A 20,740-nucleotide genomic window follows, 5' to 3' on the forward strand; every position below is an offset into this window, starting at 1 on the left:
GCGCGGGGCGGCGCCGCCCCCGCCGCCCGGCCCCCGCCCCCCCGGGGCGCGCCCCCCGCCCGCACCGCAACGGCCGAGAGGGTCGAGGGGGAACGAGAAGCGGCCCTGGTCGATGACCAGGGCCGCTTCTCTCGTGGTGCGCCTGAAGGGATTCGAACCCCCGACCTTCTGCTCCGGAGTTCGAAGGCTCGTCCAGGACGCGCGGGATCGTGCCGCCCGAGTTCCCCGAGTCGCCCGGAATTCCGGGTCCCAGGGGGCCGGCGGAGGCTGTTTGGCGGGCACCGTGGCGGGCACCGCCGCACCTGAGAAGGCCCCGGCTGCGCTGCAACGCACCGGGGCGGGACAGGTGCAGTTGTGGGTACACCCGTCGCGTCCGAGGGTACGTCGAAGGTTCCGACCCGCGCCGAAGCGGTGTCGCTCATCGAGAATGCTGGGCTCAGCCTTCCGTGTCAGCGTCCGATCCGGCGTCGTGGGGTCGACAAGACCACTGGGGAGCCCGTGGAGGTCCTGGTGCGGTGCGGCACCCGTCTTCGGCGGGTTTGTCCGTCGTGTGCCGCGCTGTACAAGAACGACGTGCGCGCGGTGCTTTTCCAGGGGCTGCGTGGGGCGGTGGAGTCGGGGGAGACGGTGGTGCTCCTGACGGTGACCGCGCCGTCGTTCGGCCGCGTGCATCGGGTATCGAAGGACGAGGTGTGGCGGCAGGGCGGCTCGCGGCGCGCGCATTGCCCGTGCGGGAAGGTGCACGGTCCGGACGACCCGGTGGGCGGTACGCCGCTGGACGGGGCCTGCTACGACTACAACGGTGCAGTGCGGTTCAATCATGTGGCGGGCCGTCTGTGGGGTCGGACGGCGCAGGAGATCGGCCGTCGGGCGGGCCTGATGAAATGGTCGGAAGCCCGAGGTGAGTACATTGCACGTCGGCCGGTGTACGCCGGAGTGGCGGAGTGGCAGGCACGGGGGGCGATTCACCTCCATGTCATCCTCCGCTTCCCGGCCGGGGCGGTTTTGGGGGTCTACCAGGACCGTCGCGGGCGACCCCGTTCTCGTCTCGTGGAGGAAGCCAGCCAGGGCGCCGCGGTGTTCGCCGGCCCTAGACGGAGTGGTGGGCGGATCGGCTGGGGGAAGCAGGTTCGAGCCGACGTTGTGCGCAGCGAGAACAGCGCGTTTCGGACGGCGGGCTACCTGGCGAAGGTTCTCGGGTACGCGGCGAAGGACGTAGGCGCGGACGTCCTCGGAGACCGTCGACCGAACGATGAGGAGGGCTGGATCAGGCAGCGCCACCATGCCCGGCTGCAAGCGTCGGCAGACCTGCTCGGCATGGAAGTGCGTGCCAGAGGTGGCGGGGCGGAGTCGGCTCGCCGGTTGTCGCGGGCGTGGGGCTGGCGGGGGATCACGGCTCGAAGGTCGCGGGACTGGGGAGAGCTGACGCTCACGAAGGCTCGTGCTCGACGCGTTGACCACATGCGAGAGCAGAACGGCTCCGGCGCTCCCGATGTGGCCTGGCACCCAGACGTGCGGGTCGAGTACCGGGACGAGTGGCACAACCTCGTCAACGCGGCCATCAGAGGGTGGGATCTTGTCGCGTCAAGTCCCTAGGGAGCGCAGTTGAGAGTGACCGTGCGCCGCGCAGTGGATGGTCACGCCCTGGCGTACGAACCAGGGCGACGGTTCGTCGAGGGTTGGTGGCGCGTCACACACCTGCCTCTCGCGGCTACGATCCGTTGCCATGGGAGAGGGCGACCAGATGGAAATTCACGCAATGGGCGATTGGATCACACAGACCTCAGAGGCCTGGGGCGCGTTAGTTCAAGACGCGGGGGCGGCACGCATCTACCCCGACAGCGAACTCGATAACGACGCCGTGCTACCTGGACGCCTGGTTCCTGCGCACCTTGCGTGGCGGTCCATCGCCACAGCGGGGGAACACCTGGGTGCCTTGTATCATCTTCACTCAACTTCGGACTCGGGAGTCTGGGTTAAGCCGTACCTGAGTTTGGCCAGGGCGACGTTGCTCGGGGCCGCCCGAGCCCTCTACGTCCTAGAGCCGGAGGACGCGAACTATCGAAGGGCGCATTCGCTGCAACTGCTGAGGTCGGAGGCAGAGGACCTGCATCGCGTAGTTGGTGACTGGGAACGGGCGTCCGAGGACACTCTTCTCAACGACGTCAGGCGGGAAGCAGACGCGTTCCGAGCTGAGACCGAACGAGAACTGGTCAGATCCGGGATGAAGTCGGGCAGCATTAAGTCTGAGACTGCTCTGCTTCTCGATGTCGCTCACCACCTCAGCGACGGCGCTGATGATCCAGTCGCTTCGATCATGGACGTCTGGCGTCTGGCCTCCGGGACGGCCCACGCGCGCACGTGGCCCTGGGAGTCAGGGTTCGAGGACCAGGAGGCGCTACACGCCTACGTAAGGATTTGGTCGGTACCCCTCGGGCTTCTGGGGCACGCCTGGGAACTATGGAATCGCCGGCGAGGGGAATCTTGATATATCGCCCTTGTGACTCGGCCTCCTATGAACGGTCGCCCCAGTCGTTTCCAAAGAGGGCCATAGGCGATGAATTTAGTCGCACGATCCATTGAATAGACGTGACGTCCCAGAACCATAGTTCGGGGTCGTCGTCAACGGCGGGCGTGATTGATTGCGTGGAAGGAGAATGTGCCCCTTCCGCGTACCAGTACACCCGCGATTCTCCTGGAGTCAGATAGTCAGAACCCAACGCTTGAAATAGCTCATATGGGTGCGCTTCCTGGTGAGGGCTGACGGGCTGGACGTAGTCCGGGTCCACGTGGCTCGCGCGCACCGATTCAACCCGGATGGGCGCCTTCGACTCGTTTACGACCTTATAGAGATGAAGGCGGGAAGCGCTGCCGGGGCTCACGCGCAGAACGTCGGCACGATCGCCAACCCCGGCATTTTCGAGCCGCACGCCATCCACCAGTTGTAGCGCTTCGCGCTCACGCAACTTCGACTGTGCCCTGATCCTCTCTTTTCGTTCAACCCACCACAACGCCGATGGTACAACTACGGCCAAAAGGCTGGACCACTCACCAACAGTTCCCCATTGGACCGCGGTTCGGTAGGGGCCAAGCAATAGTACTAATGCAACAAGTAGCGCAGCGGCAATAAGTAGAACGAACGCATGCTGCCGCGCACGTTCCAGCGCGTTCTCCCATATCCAGCGAGTGTTGCCCGTTAAACGGGACCACCACGAGCGCCCAGCCATGGCTGAACGGTAGCCCCCTGGCACTGCGCGGCTATGCCGCGGCGCGCTACGTATGCAGTGCGTCGGGCGGCAGGTGCCACGTAACGCATCGACATCTCTGGCCGGACGCCCGGGAGCCGCCCACCGCGAGGGAGTCCCGCGCCGCGACGTATCCGACTGTCGGGGGCTGGTGCCAGCGCGTGCACCGTCTAGCGGTTGGGCGACTGTCGCGAGAGCGGGCCGACACGTACCCCGGGTATGGTTCCTCGTCCGTGGGGCACGGGGGCAGCTATGGGTTTCGTGAGGGCAACCCCGCGCGGAGCGAAGCGAGCACGGGGGCGGCAGCATGCTCGTCACGGTGAGCAACCCGATGGCCTCGGTGCCGGTCGGGGCGTTGGCCTACCCATCGGGCATGCGGAGTAGGAGTAGGAGCGGGGTACTCCTACGTTCCTACTGATTGTTTGATGGTGGCAGGTGCTTGTCGATGAACGCTTGGACCGATGCGGGGCGGAGGTAGCCGGCGGGAAGGGCGCGGCCCTCCAGAGCCGCGGATGCCTTGGTTGATTGTTCGGCGGATCGGCTCACCGCCTGCTTGCTGAGGTGCTGACGCGCCATGCTGCCCAGTGTGTCGATGCACGACCCCCTGCAGAGGGATTTCAATGTTCAACCGTGCGTCGGGCCGGGCGCTGGGTGTGGGCCCCGAGCCGAGAACGGCGCGTGCGCCGCACGCGCAGGCTCGGGGCCCACACCCAGCGCGCGCACGGCTCGGCCGTGCGCCTTGACCTTGTAGTGAAACTCTCGCCTCACTCGTTGTTGGGCAGGGGGATGTCGCCCTCCGTGTGCGGGATCGGCGATGTGCCCCCTCGCCAGTCCTCGGTTGCCTCGCCTATGTCGATTCCAGTGAGGCCGGCTCGCTTGCCGAGTTCGCGGATCCGTTCGCGGTCGAGGGCCCACATTGGCGGGTCCGACGCGCTCGGGTCCTGACTCGGCGGTGTATCGCCAGCACGGCCGTTGATCCACTTGCGGACCGTCGCATGGGTCACTCCCGTTGCTTGAGCAACTTGGCGGAGCGAGACCCCTTCATCGACGGCGGCATCGGCCAGTGCCTCACGAAGGAATCGAATCTCCTCCTCCGCCCCACGCAGCGCCTGCAGAAGACGCATGGACCAGATCGCTCGGTCCGTCCATTCGTCTTGATGCTCAAGCGCCAAGTCGACCGCGTCTCGGACGCCCGAGAGCGCGACCAGTGCCGTGAGGCGGTCCGGCGGGGGGACCTCGATTATGTGCCGTCCGGGCGTCCACCAAGTCATGCCTTGAATGTAGCACCCATGCCCAGCAAGGATGCTGTGGAACCATCAGCATTCATGGGTTCCCATGAGGGTTCCGGTATGGTTACTATGTATCCACCGGTCGACACGCGGCCGGCTGAGGACGAGGAGATGACTGTCATGGCGACGTACCCGGTGGACAGCAAGCGGCAGGAGATGGTGGCGACAGGTGTCGTCGAGCCGGTCATGGAGTGGGTCGAGACCGCTGAGGGCAAGCGTCGTCCTGGCGATGTCCAGGCCCGAGCCGAGGCTTCGGGGCTTCCGCTGTGGGGCGTGGAGGTGGCCTATCAGTCGGAGGACTGGGGGCGGGTTTCGACGAAGACGACGAAGGTGACGGTGCCGTCCCAGACGCCGCCAGCCCCGTCGACGTTCTCGCCGATTGCGTTCGGAGACCTGGTCGCGCACGCGCGGGTCGACCGTCGTAATGGAGTTCTTTCGGAGTCGTGGGAAGCCGGGAGCATCGACGGGCCGGGTGCTGGTTCCGCCAAGGCGTCGCCGGGTCGCGAGGGCTGATCGGTGATCGGCGCGCTGTGGATCGTCGCCCTGATGGGGATCGCGGTGGTCGGATGCATCGCGATCGCCCGTCTGGCGCGTCGTGTCGCTCCGCGGCTCCTGGTGGCGCTGAGAGTCCGCTGGGTCGGGATCGTGTGGACGATCGCCGTCCTGGTGGCCCTGATGGTGTGGCCGGACTACGAGGTCCTCACGCTCGCAGTCGGCGTCGTGGGGTGGGTCTCGCTCGGTGTCCGTGCGCGTCAGCGACGTGCTGCGAATAAGGCGCCGGCGGCGGTGGTCCGGTCGGGGGCGGAAGGGGTACCCCCGCACGACCCGGATGTCGTGGTTCTTGCGACGGTAGGGGCTACGTGGGCGACTGCGTGCGCGAGTGTCGGTCTCGCGGTCACTGACTACCGGTTGACTGAGTCGTTCCGACGGTCAAGGTCCGGGCAAGCGTCCAGTTCGAGTGGTTGGGCTGCGGTGGTGGAGGAGGCTTCGTCAGCGATCGCCCGCAAGACGATCTTGGAGACGCCCGGTGCGGTTGTTCAGGGGAGCTCTGTCGTGGCGACGCCGCTCGTTCTGGGTGGCCATGCCTCGCCGGTGGGCCCGGTCATGGTGGTATCGATGCTGCCCGGACTGACTCTTGGGGACTATCAGGCGCGGACGGATGCTCTTGCGCACACCCTGCAGGTCCCCGGTCTGTCGGCCTCACAGAGCGAGTCAGAGCGGGCAGTGGGTCGGGTGTCGGTCGCGATCAGGCTGCGGGATCCGCTGGCCGCACCGATTGAAACCTCCTTGGTTCCGCCAGCGGACGACCTGAAGGCCGTGCCGGTGGCTCTCGGCGAGGACGGTCGTTGGGTGACACGGTCTCTGGCGAACGTCTCTGGGGAAGTCGTCGGAGGCGTCCCGGGGTCGGGGAAGTCTGCTGCTGTGACGAGCGTGCTGTGCCGTCTGGCGCAGAACCCCTGCGTGCAGTTCGTGGTCGTAGACGGCAAGGGCGGCTCGGACCTTTCATGGATCCAGCCCCGCGCCGCGGTCTGGACGAACGAGGACGAGGACCTTGCGACGGTCGCGACGGTCACGGACGACGTCAGGTCGCTTCTTCGGCAGCGTCTTCGGACCCAGATGCGGGACCGGGGCGCGTCGAACTTTTGGGACTTGCCATTGGTGCCTGAGCACCCCTTGATCGTCGTGGTCGTCGACGAGGTGCAGACGTACACCGATACCCGGGGCATGCCGAAGGACGCGAAGGCTCTGGCTGAACGGATCACAGCGAATCTCGTCAGCTGCGTGAAGAAGGGACGCTCGGCAGGGGTTCTCGTGATCGCAATGACGCAGAAGCCGACGTCGGACGCGCTGCCGACCGCATTGCGTGACAACGCGAGCGTTCGGACGGCGTTCCGGGTGCTGACCCGGGAAGCAGCGGTGTCGGTGCTGGGAGACGCGGTGCACGCGTCGGATGTGTCGCCGACGGACATCCCCCGCTCAATGCCGGGTGTCGCAGTGGTGGTCGACGAGTCCGGCGCCATGGTACGTGTCCGCTTCCCGTACGTGAGCGAGCATGCGGCGGCTGGAATCGCGCGGCGCACGGCAGCCATGCGTCGGGAACTGACTACCGAAGCAGGCGCGGTGAGAGTCGGGGAGGGGAGTGGAGATGTCGAAGCCGACGCGCGTGCTCCTCGGGCTTCCTGAGATCGCGAGATTGGCAGGGGAGTCCTACGAGAAGGTCCGACGGATGGAACGTGACGGGCTGTTGCCGGAGCCGTTCCTTCCGAAGCCGTATCGCTCGAGGTGGCGGCGACGGGACATCGAGAAGTGGTTGGGAATCGATGAGGGGGTTCGTGATGAGCAGGATGTTCGTTCCGACGCGTGATGAGGCGGTGGCGGCGTGGTCGGCGGTGCGGCCCCGTCTGGTGAGGGTCCCGAAGAAGGACTACGCGCTTCCCGGGTTGAGCGCTGAGTGTCTGACGATGCGTGACGGGTCCCGCTATCCGGAGGCGGTGATTGGCGAGCGGAAGAAGGTCCGGCTGTCGCGAATCGCCTACCTAGCCGAGGTCGGGGATATCGATGACTCCGCGACGCTCATTCGACACCTGTGCCACAACCCCGCATGCGTGGAGCCGACTCACCTGCTGCCGGGGACGGATGAGGACAACGCCCGTGACCGTGCCAGGGCCGGCCTGGGGAACATCCCGTTTCGCCACGGGACATGTAAGCGGGGCCACGACGTCACGATCGAGGCGAACGTGTACCGGTGGATCTATCGGGGCAGTGACGGGGTCGGTCGCCGTCGGGCGACGTGTGCGGTGTGCCAGCGAGGGATTCGACGATTCGGCAGCGCCACTGCGTACGAGGCCGCGAAGCGTGCAGGGGACGCGGAATGAGTACGCGTCGAGCAGAGCGTCGCGCGGGCGTGGAAGGAGCGGACGGATGAGTGACGAGCAGGTAGTGCTCACGCATCGGAAGCAGGTGGTCCTCACTCAGGGTGAGGTAGCGACGCTACTCCGGGTGCCGGAGGCGACGTTGCAGGACCTCGCGCGACGTGGCGACACCAGCATTCCGCGACCGTGGAAGGTGGGTCGCGCGTGGCGTTGGGCTGCGGATGACGTACACGCCTACGTCGAGTCGCGTGGCCGGGTGACGTCGGCGTGAGCGTGAAGAAGCGGACCTACGTCGGAGAAGACGGGGTGGAGCGCGTCGTGTGGCGGGCGAGGGCGTGGACCTACCCGCCGCACGGCCCGCGCCGCGAGGTCTCGAAGTCCTTCCGGACCCGGCGCGAAGCTGCGGAATGGGAGCGGGAGACGGTGGCGTCGGCGCGAGGTCGGAACGTCGCGGTCGAGCGGCTGCGGCTCGCGGATGCCGGTCTTTGGGAGCGCGCGGAGCCTGTGCTGCGGTCGCGGCTGTCGCCGAAGACGCTCGATCACTACCGCCGGGGATACGCGGCGCGGGTGCTGCCGACGCTCGGCGCGATCGCGGTCGGTGATCTCTCGGTCGGGGACGTCGAGCGCGCGATGGCCTCGTGGGCTGCCGAAGGTGCGGGGCCGTCCACGGTGCGTCAGGCGCGGCTCGCTCTGAGTGCGGTGCTCACGGTCGCCGTCAGGGACGGGCTGGTGCGGGCGAATCCGGCTCGGGACGCGCGTCGTCCGGCGGGGGACGTGGCGGCTCGTCGGGCTCGTCGCGTGGGCCGGACGCTCACCCCGACGCAGTCGCGTGCCCTGGTGACGGTGCTCCGACGTGAGGCGGGCGAGCCGTACGCGACGATGGCGGACCTCGCTGCCGGGGCTGGGCTCCGGTATGGGGAACTGGCCGCGCTGCGGTGCGGGGACGTCGATCTTGCGACGGGCACGCTGCACGTGCGGCGGGCGGTCACGGAGGTGACCCGGGATGACGGTCCTGTGCCTGCGGGACGCACACGGGACGGCTCGTTGGTCTGGGGTGCTCCGAAGGGTGGGCGAGAGCGGGTCACGGTCGTTCCTGCGCACCTACGGGGATCGCTCGCTGCGCTAGTCGAGGGACGACGGGGGCACGAGCTGGTCTTCGTGTCGGTGCGTTCGGGGGACGTGCCGCGTCCGATCCGGCGGAACACGTTCGCGCGGGCGACACGGTGGACGGAGACGGTGCGCGCGCTCGGACACCCGGGCTTCCGCATCCACGACCTACGGGCGTGCTTCATCACGAACAGCCTCGCGGCGGGGGTGCCGCCGCACGTCGTCCGGGAGATGGCCGGACACCACGACCTGACGGTGACGAACGGCTACGCGAGGGCGCACGACGACGCGCTGACGAGGGCAGCCCGGCAGATGGACGAGTGGTTCAAGGGCGCGTGAGACGGGTCCGCCGAAGAGGTTTGGCGGGCAGCATGACGGGCAGAGGCCCCGTCGACCAGGTAAGAGACAGACAATCTGTGCGGCGGAAGAAGCCGCGGAATCCGCGAATCAGCAACGATCACGGCCCCGAGGGGCTGACGGTGCGCCTGAAGGGATTCGAACCCCCGACCTTCTGCTCCGGAGGCAGACGCTCTATCCACTGAGCTACAGGCGCGGGCGCCGAAGCGGAACCGCTCGGCACGGTGCACGAGACTACCAGCACCTGGGTGCAGGGCGGCACACGAGGGGCGGACGGCGCGAGCCGGGCGGCCCGTCGCCTTTGTAGAATCGCCCGGTGACCCCCGACGAGCTCTCCGGAGCACTCAGCGCTGCCCTCGCCTCGGCCGTGGCCGACGGCACCCTCGCCCTGCCCGCCGACGCCGTCCCGGCCTCGGTGCACGTGGAGCGACCGCGGCAGCGCGAGCACGGGGACTGGGCCACCAACGTGGCGCTCCAGCTGGCGAAGAAGGCCGGCACGACGCCGCGGGCGCTCGCGGAGGACCTGGCCTCCCGCCTCGCGGCGACGCCGGGCATCAAGGCGGCCGACGTCGCCGGGCCGGGCTTCCTCAACATCACGCTCGAGGCGGGTGCCGCGGGCGAGCTCGCCCGGACGATCGTCACCGCCGGCGACGCGTACGGCCGCACCGACGCCCTCGCCGGCCAGGTGCACAACCTCGAGTTCATCTCCGCCAACCCCACGGGCCCGCTGCACATCGGTCACACCCGCTGGGCGGCGCTCGGCGACGCGCTCGTGCGGATCATGCGCGCGGCCGGCGCCGACGTCACGGCCGAGTACTACATCAACGACGCCGGCGCGCAGATGGACAAGTTCGCCGCGTCGATCATCGCCCGCGCCAAGGGCGAGGACGTGCCCGAGGGCGGGTACCCCGGCGAGTACGTCGCCGAGCGCGCCGCCGAGGTGCTCGAGCAGCAGCCCGACCTGCTGTCCCTGCCCGCCGACGAGGCCCTCACGACCGCGCGGGAGCTCGGCTACCAGGCGCAGCTCGAGGCGATCCGCCGCACCCTCGACGCGTTCGGCGTGCACTTCGACGTCTGGTTCTCCGAGCGCACGCTGCACGACTCGGGCGCCGTGGAGCAGGCCGTCGCCCGCCTGCGCGAGCAGGGCCACGTGTTCGACGTCGACGGCGCGGTGTGGCTGCGCACCACCGACTTCGCCGACGACAAGGACCGCGTGATGATCCGCGCGAACGGCGAGCCCACGTACTTCGCCGCCGACGCCGCGTACTACCTGTCGAAGAAGGACCGCGGGTTCCCGGGCAAGATCTACCTGCTCGGCGCCGACCACCACGGGTACATCAACCGCCTCAAGGCGATCGCCGCGTGCGCGGGCGACGACCCGGAGACGAACATCGAGGTGCTCATCGGCCAGCTCGTCAACATCGGCGGCGAGCGGATGGGCAAGCGTCGCGGCAACGCCCTGTACATGGACGACCTCATCGAGTGGCTCGGGTCGGACCCGCTGCGCTACTCGCTCGCCCGCTACCCGGCGGACTCGCCGCTGTCCCTGTCGGGCGAGGAGATGCTCAAGCAGAGCAACGACAACCCGGTCTACTACGTGCAGTACGCGCACTCGCGCACCTGCGCCGTCGACCGGAACGCGGCCGACCGCGCCGTCGCGCGCGTCGCGCCCGACGGCTCCGACGCCTTCGACCCCGCCCTGCTCACCCACGAGACCGAGGCGGCGCTGGTCGGCGCGCTGACGGAGTTCCCGCGCATCGTGTCGCAGGCGGCGGAGCTGCGGGAGCCGCACCGCGTCGCCCGCTACCTCGAGTCGCTCGCCGCGGACTACCACAAGTGGTACCAGGAGTGCCGCGTCACGCCGTACCCCGACGAGGAGGTCACGGACACCCACCGCACGCGCCTGTGGCTGAACGACGCGGTGCGCCAGGTGCTCGCCAACGGCCTGGAGCTGCTCGGCGTCTCCGCCCCGGAGCGGATGTGACGGCGGCCGGCGCCGAGCCCGGGACCCGGGTCACGACCGGCGCCCTCGGCGTGCCCTGGTCCGCCGGTGCGCGGCGGCGCGACGACGGCGTCGTCGAGGTGGCCGAGGTCGGCGTGGACGCGCTCGCGGCCGAGCACGGCACCCCGGCCTACGTGCTCGACGAGACGGACTTCCGCGCCCGCGCCCGCGGTTACCGCACGGCGTTCGCGACGGCGTTCGCCGAGGTGGGCACGGGCGTGGACGTCTACTACGCCGGCAAGGCGCTCCTCACGGTGGCCGTGGCCCGGTGGGCGCGCGAGGAGGGGCTGCGCGTCGACACGGCGTCCGGCGGCGAGCTCGCCGTCGCGCTGCGCGCCGGCGTCCCCGGCGCCGAGATCGGCCTGCACGGCAACAACAAGTCGGACGACGAGATCCTCGCCGCGCTCGCGGCGGGCGTGGGGCGCATCATCGTCGACTCGCTGGTCGAGATCGACCGCGTCGCGGCGCTCGCGGCCTCGCGCGGCCTCGTCGCGCCGGTCATGGTGCGCGTCACGACCGGCGTGCACGCCGGCGGGCACGAGTACATCTCGACGGCGCACGAGGACCAGAAGTTCGGGCTCTCGGTGAACCCGGGGCCGGGCGGGGGAGACGCGCCCGCGATGCGGGGCCTGCTCGCCGTGGTGGAGCGCCCGGAGCTGCGGCTGCTGGGCATCCACTCGCACATCGGCTCGCAGATCCTCGACCCGGCGGGCTTCGAGGCGGCGGCGCGCGTCGTGCTGCGGCTGCGGGCGGAGCTCGCGGAGCGCACGGGGGTGCTGGTCGACGAGGTGGACCTCGGCGGCGGGTACGGCATCGCCTACCTACCGGGGGAGGTGCCGCTCGACCCGGACCGCATCGCCAAGGACGTGGCGAGCGCCGTGGCGGCGGTCTGCGCCGAGCTGGGCACCCCGCTGCCGCGCCTCTCCGTCGAGCCGGGGCGCGCGATCGTCGGCCCGGCGGGGCTGACGCTCTACACGGTGGGCACGGTCAAGCCGGTCGCGCTCGACGACGGCCGCGTGCGCACCTACGTCTCCGTCGACGGCGGGATGAGCGACAACATCCGCCCGGCCCTGTACGAGGCGCAGTACCACGCGGAGCTCGTCGGCCGGGTGTCGTCCGCGGAGCCGGTGCTCGCGCGCGTGGTGGGCAAGCACTGCGAGAGCGGCGACATCGTCGTGCACGAGACGTGGCTGCCCGGTGACGTGCGCGCCGGGGACCTGCTCGCCGTCGCCGCGACCGGCGCGTACGGGCGCTCGATGGCGTCCAACTACAACCTGCTGACCCGCCCGCCCGTGGTCGCCGTCGCCGACGGTGCGTCGCGCGTCCTGGTGCGCCGGGAGACGGTCGACGACCTGCTCGCGCTCGACCAGGGCTGATCGCCGGCGGCCCGCCGTCCGGCCGTCGTCGCCGCCCGTGGACAGCGGCCCGGGGGCCGGCGCCCCGCGGCTATCCTGACCCCGTCCCGGCATCCCGTTCCGAAGGTTCCTCCGTGCCTGCAGCCACCCCGTCCGGGCCCCTCACCGGGGCCGTCGCCCCGACCGGCACGCCCGCCCCGAGCCGAGCCACCGACCGGACCGCCGACGAGGCGGCCCCGCTGCGCGTCGCGCTGCTCGGCTGCGGCGTCGTCGGCACCCAGGTCGCGCGGACGCTGGTCGAGCACGCGGACGACCTCGCCGCCCGCGCGGGCGCGCGTCTCGAGCTCGTCGGTATCGCCGTGCGCGACGCGAGCCGCCCGCGCGACGGTGTCGGCACCGTCGTGCCGGCCGACCTGCTCACCGAGGACGCCGAGGCGCTCGTCGACCGGGCCGACCTCGTCATCGAGCTCATGGGCGGCATCGAGCCGGCGCGCGGGCTCATCCACCGCGCGATCGCGGGCGGCGCGAGCGTCGTCACGGCCAACAAGGCACTCCTCGCGGCCCACGGCCCGGAGCTCTTCGAGGCCGCCGACGCCGCGGGCGTCGACCTGTCGTTCGAGGCGGCCGTGGCGGGCGCGATCCCGATCGTCCGGCCGGTGCGCGAGTCGCTCGCGGGCGACCAGGTGCGCCGCGTGCTCGGCATCGTCAACGGCACCACCAACTACGTCCTCGACCAGATGACGACGCACGGGCTCGACCTCGCCGACGCCCTCAAGGAGGCGCAGGACCTCGGGTACGCGGAGGCCGATCCCACGGCCGACGTCGAGGGGCACGACGCCGCCGCGAAGGCCGCGATCCTCGCGTCGCTGGCGTTCCACACCCGGGTCTCGCTGGCGCAGGTCGCGTGCGAGGGCATCACGGGCGTGACGGCGGCCGACGTCGCCGCCGCGCAGCAGACCGGCCACGTCGTCAAGCTGCTCGCCATCGCCGAGCAGACCGCCGAGGGCGTCTCCGTCCGCGTCCACCCCGCGCTCGTCCCGGCCGCCCACCCGCTCGCCGCGGTGCGCGGCGCCTTCAACGCCGTCTTCGTCGAGGCCGACGACGCCGGCCCCCTGATGTTCTACGGCCAGGGCGCGGGCGGGCGCCCGACGTCGTCCGCGGTGCTCGGCGACCTCGTGTCCGCCGCACGCGACCGGATGGTCGGCGGGCGCGGACCGCGCGAGTCCGCGTACGCGTCGCTGCCCGTGCTGCCGCACGACGCCGCCGTCACGCGCTACCAGGTCCGGCTCGTCGTGGCGGACCGCCCCGGCGTGCTCGCCCAGGTGGCGCAGGTGCTCGCCGACCACGGCGTGTCGATCGACACCGTCCGCCAGGCGCCCGACGAGCCGTACGCCGTCGACGTCGCCGAGGGCACCGCCGCGCTGCTGCTCACCACGCACTCCGCCCGCGAGGCGTCGCTCGCCGCCACCGTCGCGGCCGTGCGCGGGCTCGAGCCGGTGCACGAGATCACGTCCGTCCTGCGAGTCGAGGGAGCCTGACCATGCCGGTCGACCAGCCGAAGACCCAGCCCGCCCACCAGTGGCGCGGTGTCATCACCGAGTACGCCGACCGGCTGCCCGCCCACGTCGCGGAGCGGATCGTCACGCTCGGCGAGGGCGGCACCCCGCTCGTGGCCGCACCCGCGCTGTCGGACCGCACCGGCGCCGACGTGTACGTCAAGGTCGAGGGGATGAACCCGACCGGGTCGTTCAAGGACCGCGGCATGACGACGGCCATCTCGGCCGCCGCGGGCCGCGGCGCGAAGGCCGTCGTGTGCGCGTCGACGGGCAACACGTCCGCCTCGGCGGCGGCGTACGCGACCCGTGCCGGCATGACCTGCGCCGTGCTGGTGCCGGACGGCAAGATCGCGATGGGCAAGCTCAGCCAGGCGATCGCGCACGGCGCCCGCCTGCTCCAGGTGGACGGCAACTTCGACGACTGCCTCGTCGCGGCGCGCAAGCTCGCCGAGGTGTACCCCGTCGAGCTGGTGAACTCCGTCAACCCGGACCGCATCCAGGGCCAGAAGACGGCCGCGTTCGAGGTCGTCGACGCCCTGGGCGACGCCCCGGACATCCACTGCCTCCCGGTGGGCAACGCGGGCAACATCACCGCGTACTGGAAGGGCTACCGCGAGTACGCGGGCCTGGACGACGGCGCCGCGCACGGTGCGGTCGCGACGCGCACCCCGCAGATGTGGGGCTTCCAGGCGGCCGGTGCCGCGCCGATCGTCCTGGGCCACCCCGTCGACCAGCCGGAGACGATCGCCACGGCGATCCGGATCGGCAACCCGGCGTCGTGGGAGCAGGCGGAGGCGGCGCGCGACACGTCGGGCGGCGTCATCGAGTCCGTCACGGACGAGCAGATCCTCGCCGCGCACCGCGTGCTGTCGGCCGAGGTCGGGGTGTTCGTCGAGCCGGCCTCCGCGTCGGGCGTCGCGGGCCTGCTCGCCCGCGCCGAGCGTGGGCTGGTGCCGGCCGGGGCGCGCGTCGTCGTGACGGTCACCGGGCACGGGCTCAAGGACCCGCAGTGGGCCCTGCGCACGCCGGACGGGGACGACGTCGTGCCCACGCGCGTGAGCGCCGACGTCGTGTCGATCGCCGACGCGCTCGGCCTCGACTGACCCCACCCGCTTCGACCGGACCCCGGGGAGGGGAACGATGCAGCTCGGCGCCGACCACGTCCTGGTCCGAGTCCCGGCGACCAGCGCCAACCTGGGCCCGGGGTTCGACGCGATGGGCCTGGCCCTCGCGCTGTACGACGACCTGGAGGTCGAGCTCCTCGCGAGCGACGACGTCCTCGTCGAGGTCGAGGGGCAGGGCGAGGGCGAGGTGCCGCTCGGCGAGGACCATCTCGTCGTGCGCGCCCTGCGGCACACGCTCGAGCTCGCGGGCGCGCCCCGCACCGGTCTGCGGCTGCGCTGCGTCAACCGCGTCCCGCACGCCCGTGGCCTCGGCTCGTCGTCGGCGGCGGTCGTGTCCGGGATCGTCGCGGCACGCGCGCTCCTCGCCGACCCGCACGTCCTGGACGCGCGGGCGGTGCTGCGCATCGCGACGGAGTTCGAGGGGCACCCCGACAACGCGGCGCCCGCGATCCGGGGCGGTGCGACCCTCGCGTGGCAGTCGGGCGACGGGCCTCGCGCCGTCGACCTCGACGTGGACGCCCGCATCGAGGCCACGGTGCTGGTCCCCGACGCCCGCCTGGCCACGAGCCGCGCGCGGGGCGTCCTGCCCGCCGAGGTGCCGCACGGCGACGCGGCGTTCACCGCCGGGCGTGCCGGGCTGCTGGTCGAGGCGCTGGCCCGGCGGCCCGAGCTGCTGCTCGACGCCACCGAGGACCGGCTGCACCAGGACTACCGAGCAAGCGTGATGGCGGGGTCCGCCGAGCTGCTGCGCGCCCTGCGCGCCGAGGGGCTGGCGGCCACGATCTCCGGTGCCGGGCCCACGGTCCTCGTGCTCACCGCGGGGGAGGGCACCGCCCGGCTCGACGCCGTGCTGGCCGACCTCGTCGACGACGTGGCGGGCTGGCGTGCGCTGCGGCCCGGGGTGGACCACGACGGCGCGGTGGCGCGCCGGGTGACGGCGGGCGCGGCTCCGGGCGCGTCCGCCTGGGGCCGGGTCTGAGGTGATACGATGCGGTGAGCCTTCGGGATCGACCGCGAAGGCACTCCCTCTCTCCCGCACGGCGCGCTTGCGTGCCCGGTCAGAGCCAGGTGCCTCGGTGGTCGCGATGCGGTGCAGGATCCGCCGCGACAGTCCCGCGAGAGGGTGAAACACCAACCCCGCCAGCCGACGTCGTCGTACCACTGATGCGAGGTTCCACGCGTCTCGGCGCTCCCCGCGCCGGACGGCAACCACCCCGGCCCCGAGATCTGCGGGCCGCATACGAGGGGGAAGGGTCCTTCGTGACGAACACCACCGACAGCCGGAACGGCGCCGCCGCATCCGGGAACCTGAGCTCGATGCGTCTGGCCGAGCTCCAGGCGCTGGCCTCCGGACTGGGCGTCAAGGGCACGTCCCGGATGCGCAAGAGCGACCTGCAGGACGCGATCCGGGCCGCGCGCGGCCAGGGCGCGCGCACCGCCGGTGCCCCGGTCGCCGCGGCGACCGCCGTGGCGCCGACGGTCCGCAGCGACGCCCCGGCCCAGTCGCCGGCCGACCAGGGCTCCGGGCAGCCCTCGGGCGAGGCCCCGCGCCGCTCGCGCCGGGCCACGCGCTCCGCCGGCTCGGCCGAGGGCGACGGCGCGCCGCAGCAGCGCGCGGCCGAGGCGCCCGCCGAGCAGCAGCCCGCACGGAACGCCGAGCAGCGTGGCGCCGAGCAGCGCGGCGGCCAGCAGAACGACACCGACCGCGAGGTGCGCCTCGCCCAGCTCGCGGAGGCCGTCGCGGCCCCGCGCGAGCGCGGCGGCCGCCGCTCGGGCAACGGGCAGAACGCCGGTCAGGCCGAGGCCGAGGGCCAGCGCGCCGGCGGCCAGGCGCGCGGCAACGACGGCTCCGGCCAGCAGCGGTCGGGCGGTCAGGGAGCGCAGGGCGGGCAGCGCGACGAGCGCCCCCGCCGCGACGAGGACGACGAGCGCGGGGGTTCGCGCCGTCGTCGGGGCCGTGACCGCGGCCGGGACCGCAAGCGCAACCGCGGCGGGCGTGCGGGCGGCCCCGACGTCGCCGGCCTGGACGACGTCGAGGTGCGCGAGGACGACGTGCTGCTGCCGGTCGCGGGCGTGCTCGACATCCTCGACAACTACGCGTTCGTGCGCACGAGCGGCTACCTGCCCGGCCCCGGCGACGTCTACGTGTCGCTGAACCAGGTGAAGAAGTCCGGCCTGCGCCGCGGCGACGCGATCGTCGGCGCGATCCGCCAGCCGCGCGAGGGCGAGGAGCCGCCGTCGGGCAAGAACGTGCGCAGCAAGTTCAACGCCCTGGTGCGGCTCGACTCCGTCAATGGCATGACGCCGGAGGAGGCCCGCCAGCGCGGCGAGTTCACCAAGCTGACGCCGCTGTACCCGCAGGAGCGGCTGCGCCTGGAGAACCCGGAGGCCACGCGCCTCACGCCCCGCGTGATCGACATCGTCGCCCCGATCGGCAAGGGCCAGCGCGGCCTCATCGTCGCGCCGCCCAAGGCCGGCAAGACGATCATCATGCAGCAGATCGCCAACGCGATCACCGCGAACAACCCCGAGGTCCACCTCATGGTGGTCCTCGTGGACGAGCGGCCCGAAGAGGTCACCGACATGGAGCGGACGGTCAAGGGCGAGGTCATCGCCTCGACGTTCGACCGCCCCGCGTCGGACCACACGATCGTCGCCGAGCTCGCGATCGAGCGCGCCAAGCGCCTGGTCGAGCTGGGCCAGGACGTCGTCGTGCTGCTCGACTCCCTCACCCGCCTGTCGCGTGCCTACAACCTGGCCGCGCCGGCGTCGGGCCGCATCCTGTCCGGTGGTGTGGACGCCGCGGCGCTCTACCCGCCGAAGAAGTTCTTCGGTGCGGCGCGCAACATCGAGAACGGCGGCTCGCTGACCATCCTCGCCTCGGCCCTCGTGGAGACGGGCTCGAAGATGGACGAGGTGATCTTCGAGGAGTTCAAGGGCACCGGCAACATGGAGCTGCGCCTGTCCCGCAACCTCGCCGACAAGCGGATCTTCCCGGCGGTGGACGTCAACGCGTCCGGCACCCGGCGCGAGGAGATCCTCATGTCGAAGGACGAGCTGGGCATCGTCTACAAGCTGCGCCGCGTCATGGGCGCGCTCGACCAGCAGCAGGCGATCGAGCTGCTGCTCGGCCAGCTCAAGAAGACCAAGACCAACGTCGAGTTCCTGCTGCACGTGCAGAAGACGACGCCGGCCGGGCTCTCGGACGAGAACCCGGGCGAGACGGTCTGATCGTCCCGTGCGCCGGGCCCGCGGGCCCGGCGCACGGGAATGTCCGGGGCGCGTCCGCGTTCTGGCACAATGGTTCGTCGGCCTTCCGGTTCACGGCCCGCTGTCCTGCGGGGCGACCCGGCGGCATCACACCAAGGAGCATCATGAAGTCCGGTATCCACCCCGAGTACGTCGTCACCGAGGTGACCTGCACCTGCGGCAACACGTTCACCACCCGCAGCACCGCGACCTCCGGCAAGATCAGCGCCGAGGTCTGCAGCGCCTGCCACCCGTTCTACACGGGCAAGCAGAAGATCCTCGACACCGGTGGCCGCGTCGCCCGCTTCCAGGCGCGCTACGGCAAGAAGAACTAGCTGTTCCGCAGCGCCGGTGGTCCGCCCGACAACCTCTCCAGGGGCAGTCGGACGACGGACCACCGGCGCTGTTGCTTTGTCGAGGTAGTCCACGGACCCGCGAGGTAGTTCCGATCACCGCGAGGTAGTTCCGGCCGGGATCTCCTGAACCACCTCGCGATGACCTGAACCACCTCGTGCTCGACCGGGAGATGCCATGACCGACTCGTTCGCCGCCGCGCGGCCGTTGCTCGAGGAGCACGCCGAGATCGAGCGAGCGCTGGCCGACCCGGCCGTGCACGCGGACGCCGGGCGCGCCCGGTCGCTCGGGCGCCGGTACGCCGAGCTGAACCAGGTCGCCGCGGCGTACCGGGCGTGGGAGCACGCGCACGACGACGCGGACGCGGCGGCCGAGCTCGCCGCCGAGGACGAGGCGTTCGCCGCGGAGCTCCCGGCGCTGCGGGAGGCCGCAGAGGCCGCCGCCGAGCGGCTGCGCCGCGTCCTCGTGCCGCGCGACCCGGACGACGCGCGCGACGTCATCCTGGAGATCAAGGCGGGGGAGGGCGGCGACGAGTCGGCCCTCTTCGCCGGGGACCTGCTGCGCATGTACCTGCGGTACGCCGAGCGACGCGGCTGGGCCACCCAGGTGCTCGACGCCACCGAGACGGAGCTGGGCGGGTACAAGGACGTGCAGGTCGCGATCAAGGCGCGCAGCGTCTCCGACCCCGCCGAGGGCGTGTGGGCGAGCCTCAAGTACGAGGGCGGCGTGCACCGCGTGCAGCGCGTGCCCGTGACGGAGTCGCAGGGGCGGATCCACACCTCGGCCGCGGGCGTGCTCGTGCTGCCCGAGGTCGACGACCCCGGCGAGGTCGAGATCGACCCGAACGACCTGCGCATCGACGTCTACCGGTCGTCGGGCCCGGGCGGGCAGTCGGTGAACACGACGGACTCCGCCGTCCGCATCACGCACGTGCCCACGGGGATCGTCGTGTCGATGCAGAACGAGAAGTCGCAGCTGCAGAACAAGGAGCAGGCGATGCGCGTGCTGCGGGCCAGGCTGCTCGCCGCCCGGCAGGAGGCGGCCGCCGCCGCGGCCGCCGACGTCCGCCGCTCCCAGGTGCGCACCGTCGACCGCAGCGAGCGGATCCGCACGTACAACTTCCCGGAGAACCGCATCGCGGACCACCGCACCGGGTACAAGGCGTACAACCTGGACCACGTGCTCGCGGGCGACCTCGACCCGGTGGTGCGCTCCGCCGTCGACGCCGACGAGGCGGCGCGGCTGGCGGCGGCGGGCTCCCATGTCTGACGTCGCGCCCGCGACGGTCGGGGCGGCCGTCCGGTGGGCGGCGACGCGGCTCGCCGCCGCCGGCGTGCCCAGCCCGCGCGCCGACGCGGAGACCCTGCTCGCCCACTGCCTCGGCGTCGACCGCGGGGAGGCCCGGCGTCTGGCCGTGCTCGACCGCGCCCTGCCGGACGGCGCGGCGGCGAGGTTCACCGCCGACGTCGCACGGCGCTCCGCGCGCGAGCCGCTGCAGCACCTCACCGGCGCGGCCCCGTTCCGCCACCTCGAGCTCGCGGTCGGCCCGGGGGTCTTCGTGCCGCGTCCGGAGACGGAGCAGGTCGCGCAGGTCGCGATCGACGAGGCCGCGCGCGTGCTGGCCCGTGACGGTGCCGTGGTGGTGGTGGACCTGTGCACGGGTTCGGGCGCCATCGCGCTGGCCGTCGCGACCGAGGTGCCCGGCGCGCGCGTGCACGCCGTCGAGCTCGACGCCGACGCCCACGGCTGGGCGGCGCGCAACGTCGCGCAGGTGTCGCCGGACGGTCCGCCCGTCGTGCGCCTGCTGCGCGGTGACGCGCGTACCGCGCTGCGGGAGCTGGACGGCACGGTCGACGTCGTCGTCTCCAACCCGCCCTACGTGCCGCCGGGCGCCGTGCCGCGCGACCCGGAGGTGGCCGACCACGACCCCGCCGTCGCGCTCTACGGCCTGGGCGAGGACGGGCTCGAGGTGCCCCGCGGCGTCACGGCGGCGGCGGCCCGGCTGCTGCGGCCCGGCGGGCTGTACGTCATGGAGCACGCCGAGGTCCAGGCGGCGGCGGCGCGGGCGATGGTGGCCGGCGCGGGCGGGTTCGACGCGGCGGCCACCCGCCCCGACCTCACCGGACGCCCGCGGATGGTGGTGGCGCGGCGTGCGGGAACGGCAGCCGCGGGCCGCAACGAGGACACGGACGACCGCCGGGCGGCCGGTCGAACCGTGACAGACTGAGC

17 protein-coding genes and 1 tRNA gene are annotated in these 20,740 nt (G+C 71.7%); 15 read left to right on the plus strand and 3 right to left on the minus strand.

Going from position 1 to position 20,740, the window contains the following annotated elements:
• Window positions 1-411 precede the first annotated feature (411 nt).
• Entirely contained in the window at window positions 412-1,596 is a 1,185-nt protein-coding gene (locus ACH436_RS19405; RefSeq protein ID WP_430561974.1) for a replication initiator, read from the plus strand.
• Between the two features lie 917 nt (window positions 1,597-2,513).
• Here the strand turns inward: ACH436_RS19405 and ACH436_RS19410 are convergent.
• Both ACH436_RS19410 and ACH436_RS19415 read right to left on the minus strand, forming a co-directional pair.
• On the minus strand, window positions 2,514-3,227 hold the full coding sequence (locus tag ACH436_RS19410; RefSeq protein ID WP_430561848.1) for a hypothetical protein: 714 nt from the start codon (window positions 3,225-3,227) through the stop codon (window positions 2,514-2,516).
• A gap of 782 nt (window positions 3,228-4,009) precedes the next feature.
• A complete protein-coding gene (locus ACH436_RS19415; protein ID WP_430561849.1) occupies window positions 4,010-4,516 on the minus strand; it encodes a helix-turn-helix domain-containing protein in 507 nt (168 codons plus the stop codon).
• A gap of 138 nt (window positions 4,517-4,654) precedes the next feature.
• Between ACH436_RS19415 and ACH436_RS19420 the strand changes: the two genes are divergently transcribed.
• From ACH436_RS19420 to ACH436_RS19440, 5 genes are all read left to right on the plus strand, one after another.
• Window positions 4,655-5,047: a hypothetical protein gene (locus tag ACH436_RS19420; protein WP_430561850.1), complete on the plus strand. Its 393-nt coding sequence runs from the start codon at window positions 4,655-4,657 to the stop codon at window positions 5,045-5,047.
• Between the two features lie 3 nt (window positions 5,048-5,050).
• The gene (locus ACH436_RS19425; RefSeq protein WP_430561851.1) at window positions 5,051-6,718 is read left to right on the plus strand and encodes an FtsK/SpoIIIE domain-containing protein; all 1,668 of its coding nucleotides are present in this window, start codon (window positions 5,051-5,053) and stop codon (window positions 6,716-6,718) included.
• Window positions 6,719-6,870: 152 nt separating this feature from the next.
• Window positions 6,871-7,410 carry an HNH endonuclease gene (locus ACH436_RS19430; RefSeq protein WP_430561852.1) on the plus strand — a complete coding sequence of 180 codons (540 nt, stop codon included), beginning with the start codon at window positions 6,871-6,873 and terminating at the stop codon, window positions 7,408-7,410.
• Between the two features lie 46 nt (window positions 7,411-7,456).
• On the plus strand, window positions 7,457-7,678 hold the full coding sequence (locus ACH436_RS19435; RefSeq protein WP_430561853.1) for a helix-turn-helix domain-containing protein: 222 nt from the start codon (window positions 7,457-7,459) through the stop codon (window positions 7,676-7,678).
• Window positions 7,675-8,853 carry a tyrosine-type recombinase/integrase gene (locus tag ACH436_RS19440; protein ID WP_430561854.1) on the plus strand — a complete coding sequence of 393 codons (1,179 nt, stop codon included), beginning with the start codon at window positions 7,675-7,677 and terminating at the stop codon, window positions 8,851-8,853. Before ACH436_RS19435 ends, ACH436_RS19440 begins: the two co-directional genes overlap by 4 nt.
• A 141-nt stretch (window positions 8,854-8,994) precedes the next feature.
• Here the strand turns inward: ACH436_RS19440 and ACH436_RS19445 are convergent.
• Window positions 8,995-9,067 (minus strand) — tRNA-Arg (locus tag ACH436_RS19445).
• A gap of 120 nt (window positions 9,068-9,187) precedes the next feature.
• Between ACH436_RS19445 and argS the strand changes: the two genes are divergently transcribed.
• The 9 genes from argS (at window position 9,188) to prmC (ending at window position 20,738) form a co-directional block, all read left to right on the plus strand.
• Window positions 9,188-10,855, plus strand: coding sequence for an arginine--tRNA ligase (gene argS / locus ACH436_RS19450; protein ID WP_430561855.1), 1,668 nt, complete (start codon window positions 9,188-9,190; stop codon window positions 10,853-10,855).
• Entirely contained in the window at window positions 10,852-12,249 is a 1,398-nt protein-coding gene (gene lysA, locus ACH436_RS19455) for a diaminopimelate decarboxylase (RefSeq protein WP_430561856.1), read from the plus strand. Before argS ends, lysA begins: the two co-directional genes overlap by 4 nt.
• 218 nt (window positions 12,250-12,467) lie before the next feature.
• Window positions 12,468-13,766, plus strand: coding sequence for a homoserine dehydrogenase (locus tag ACH436_RS19460; RefSeq protein ID WP_430561975.1), 1,299 nt, complete (start codon window positions 12,468-12,470; stop codon window positions 13,764-13,766).
• Between the two features lie 2 nt (window positions 13,767-13,768).
• Window positions 13,769-14,887, plus strand: a complete 1,119-nt coding sequence (gene thrC / locus ACH436_RS19465) for a threonine synthase (protein ID WP_430561857.1) — start codon at window positions 13,769-13,771, stop codon at window positions 14,885-14,887.
• Between the two features lie 37 nt (window positions 14,888-14,924).
• A complete protein-coding gene (gene thrB / locus ACH436_RS19470) occupies window positions 14,925-15,887 on the plus strand; it encodes a homoserine kinase (RefSeq protein ID WP_430561858.1) in 963 nt (320 codons plus the stop codon).
• A 281-nt stretch (window positions 15,888-16,168) separates the two neighbouring features.
• Window positions 16,169-18,139, plus strand: coding sequence for a transcription termination factor Rho (rho, locus tag ACH436_RS19475; protein ID WP_430561859.1), 1,971 nt, complete (start codon window positions 16,169-16,171; stop codon window positions 18,137-18,139).
• Between the two features lie 143 nt (window positions 18,140-18,282).
• Complete coding sequence (gene rpmE / locus ACH436_RS19480; RefSeq protein WP_430561860.1) at window positions 18,283-18,492, plus strand: 50S ribosomal protein L31; 210 nt, start codon at window positions 18,283-18,285, stop codon at window positions 18,490-18,492.
• 196 nt (window positions 18,493-18,688) lie between these two features.
• Window positions 18,689-19,780, plus strand: a complete 1,092-nt coding sequence (prfA, locus tag ACH436_RS19485) for a peptide chain release factor 1 (RefSeq protein ID WP_430561861.1) — start codon at window positions 18,689-18,691, stop codon at window positions 19,778-19,780.
• Entirely contained in the window at window positions 19,773-20,738 is a 966-nt protein-coding gene (gene prmC / locus ACH436_RS19490; RefSeq protein WP_430561862.1) for a peptide chain release factor N(5)-glutamine methyltransferase, read from the plus strand. The genes prfA and prmC overlap by 8 nt, the downstream gene beginning before the upstream one ends.
• The last annotated feature ends 2 nt before the right edge of the window (window positions 20,739-20,740 follow it).

Origin of the sequence: Isoptericola sp. NPDC019693 (assembly GCF_044389085.1) — a bacterium.
Classification (GTDB): domain Bacteria; phylum Actinomycetota; class Actinomycetes; order Actinomycetales; family Cellulomonadaceae; genus Isoptericola.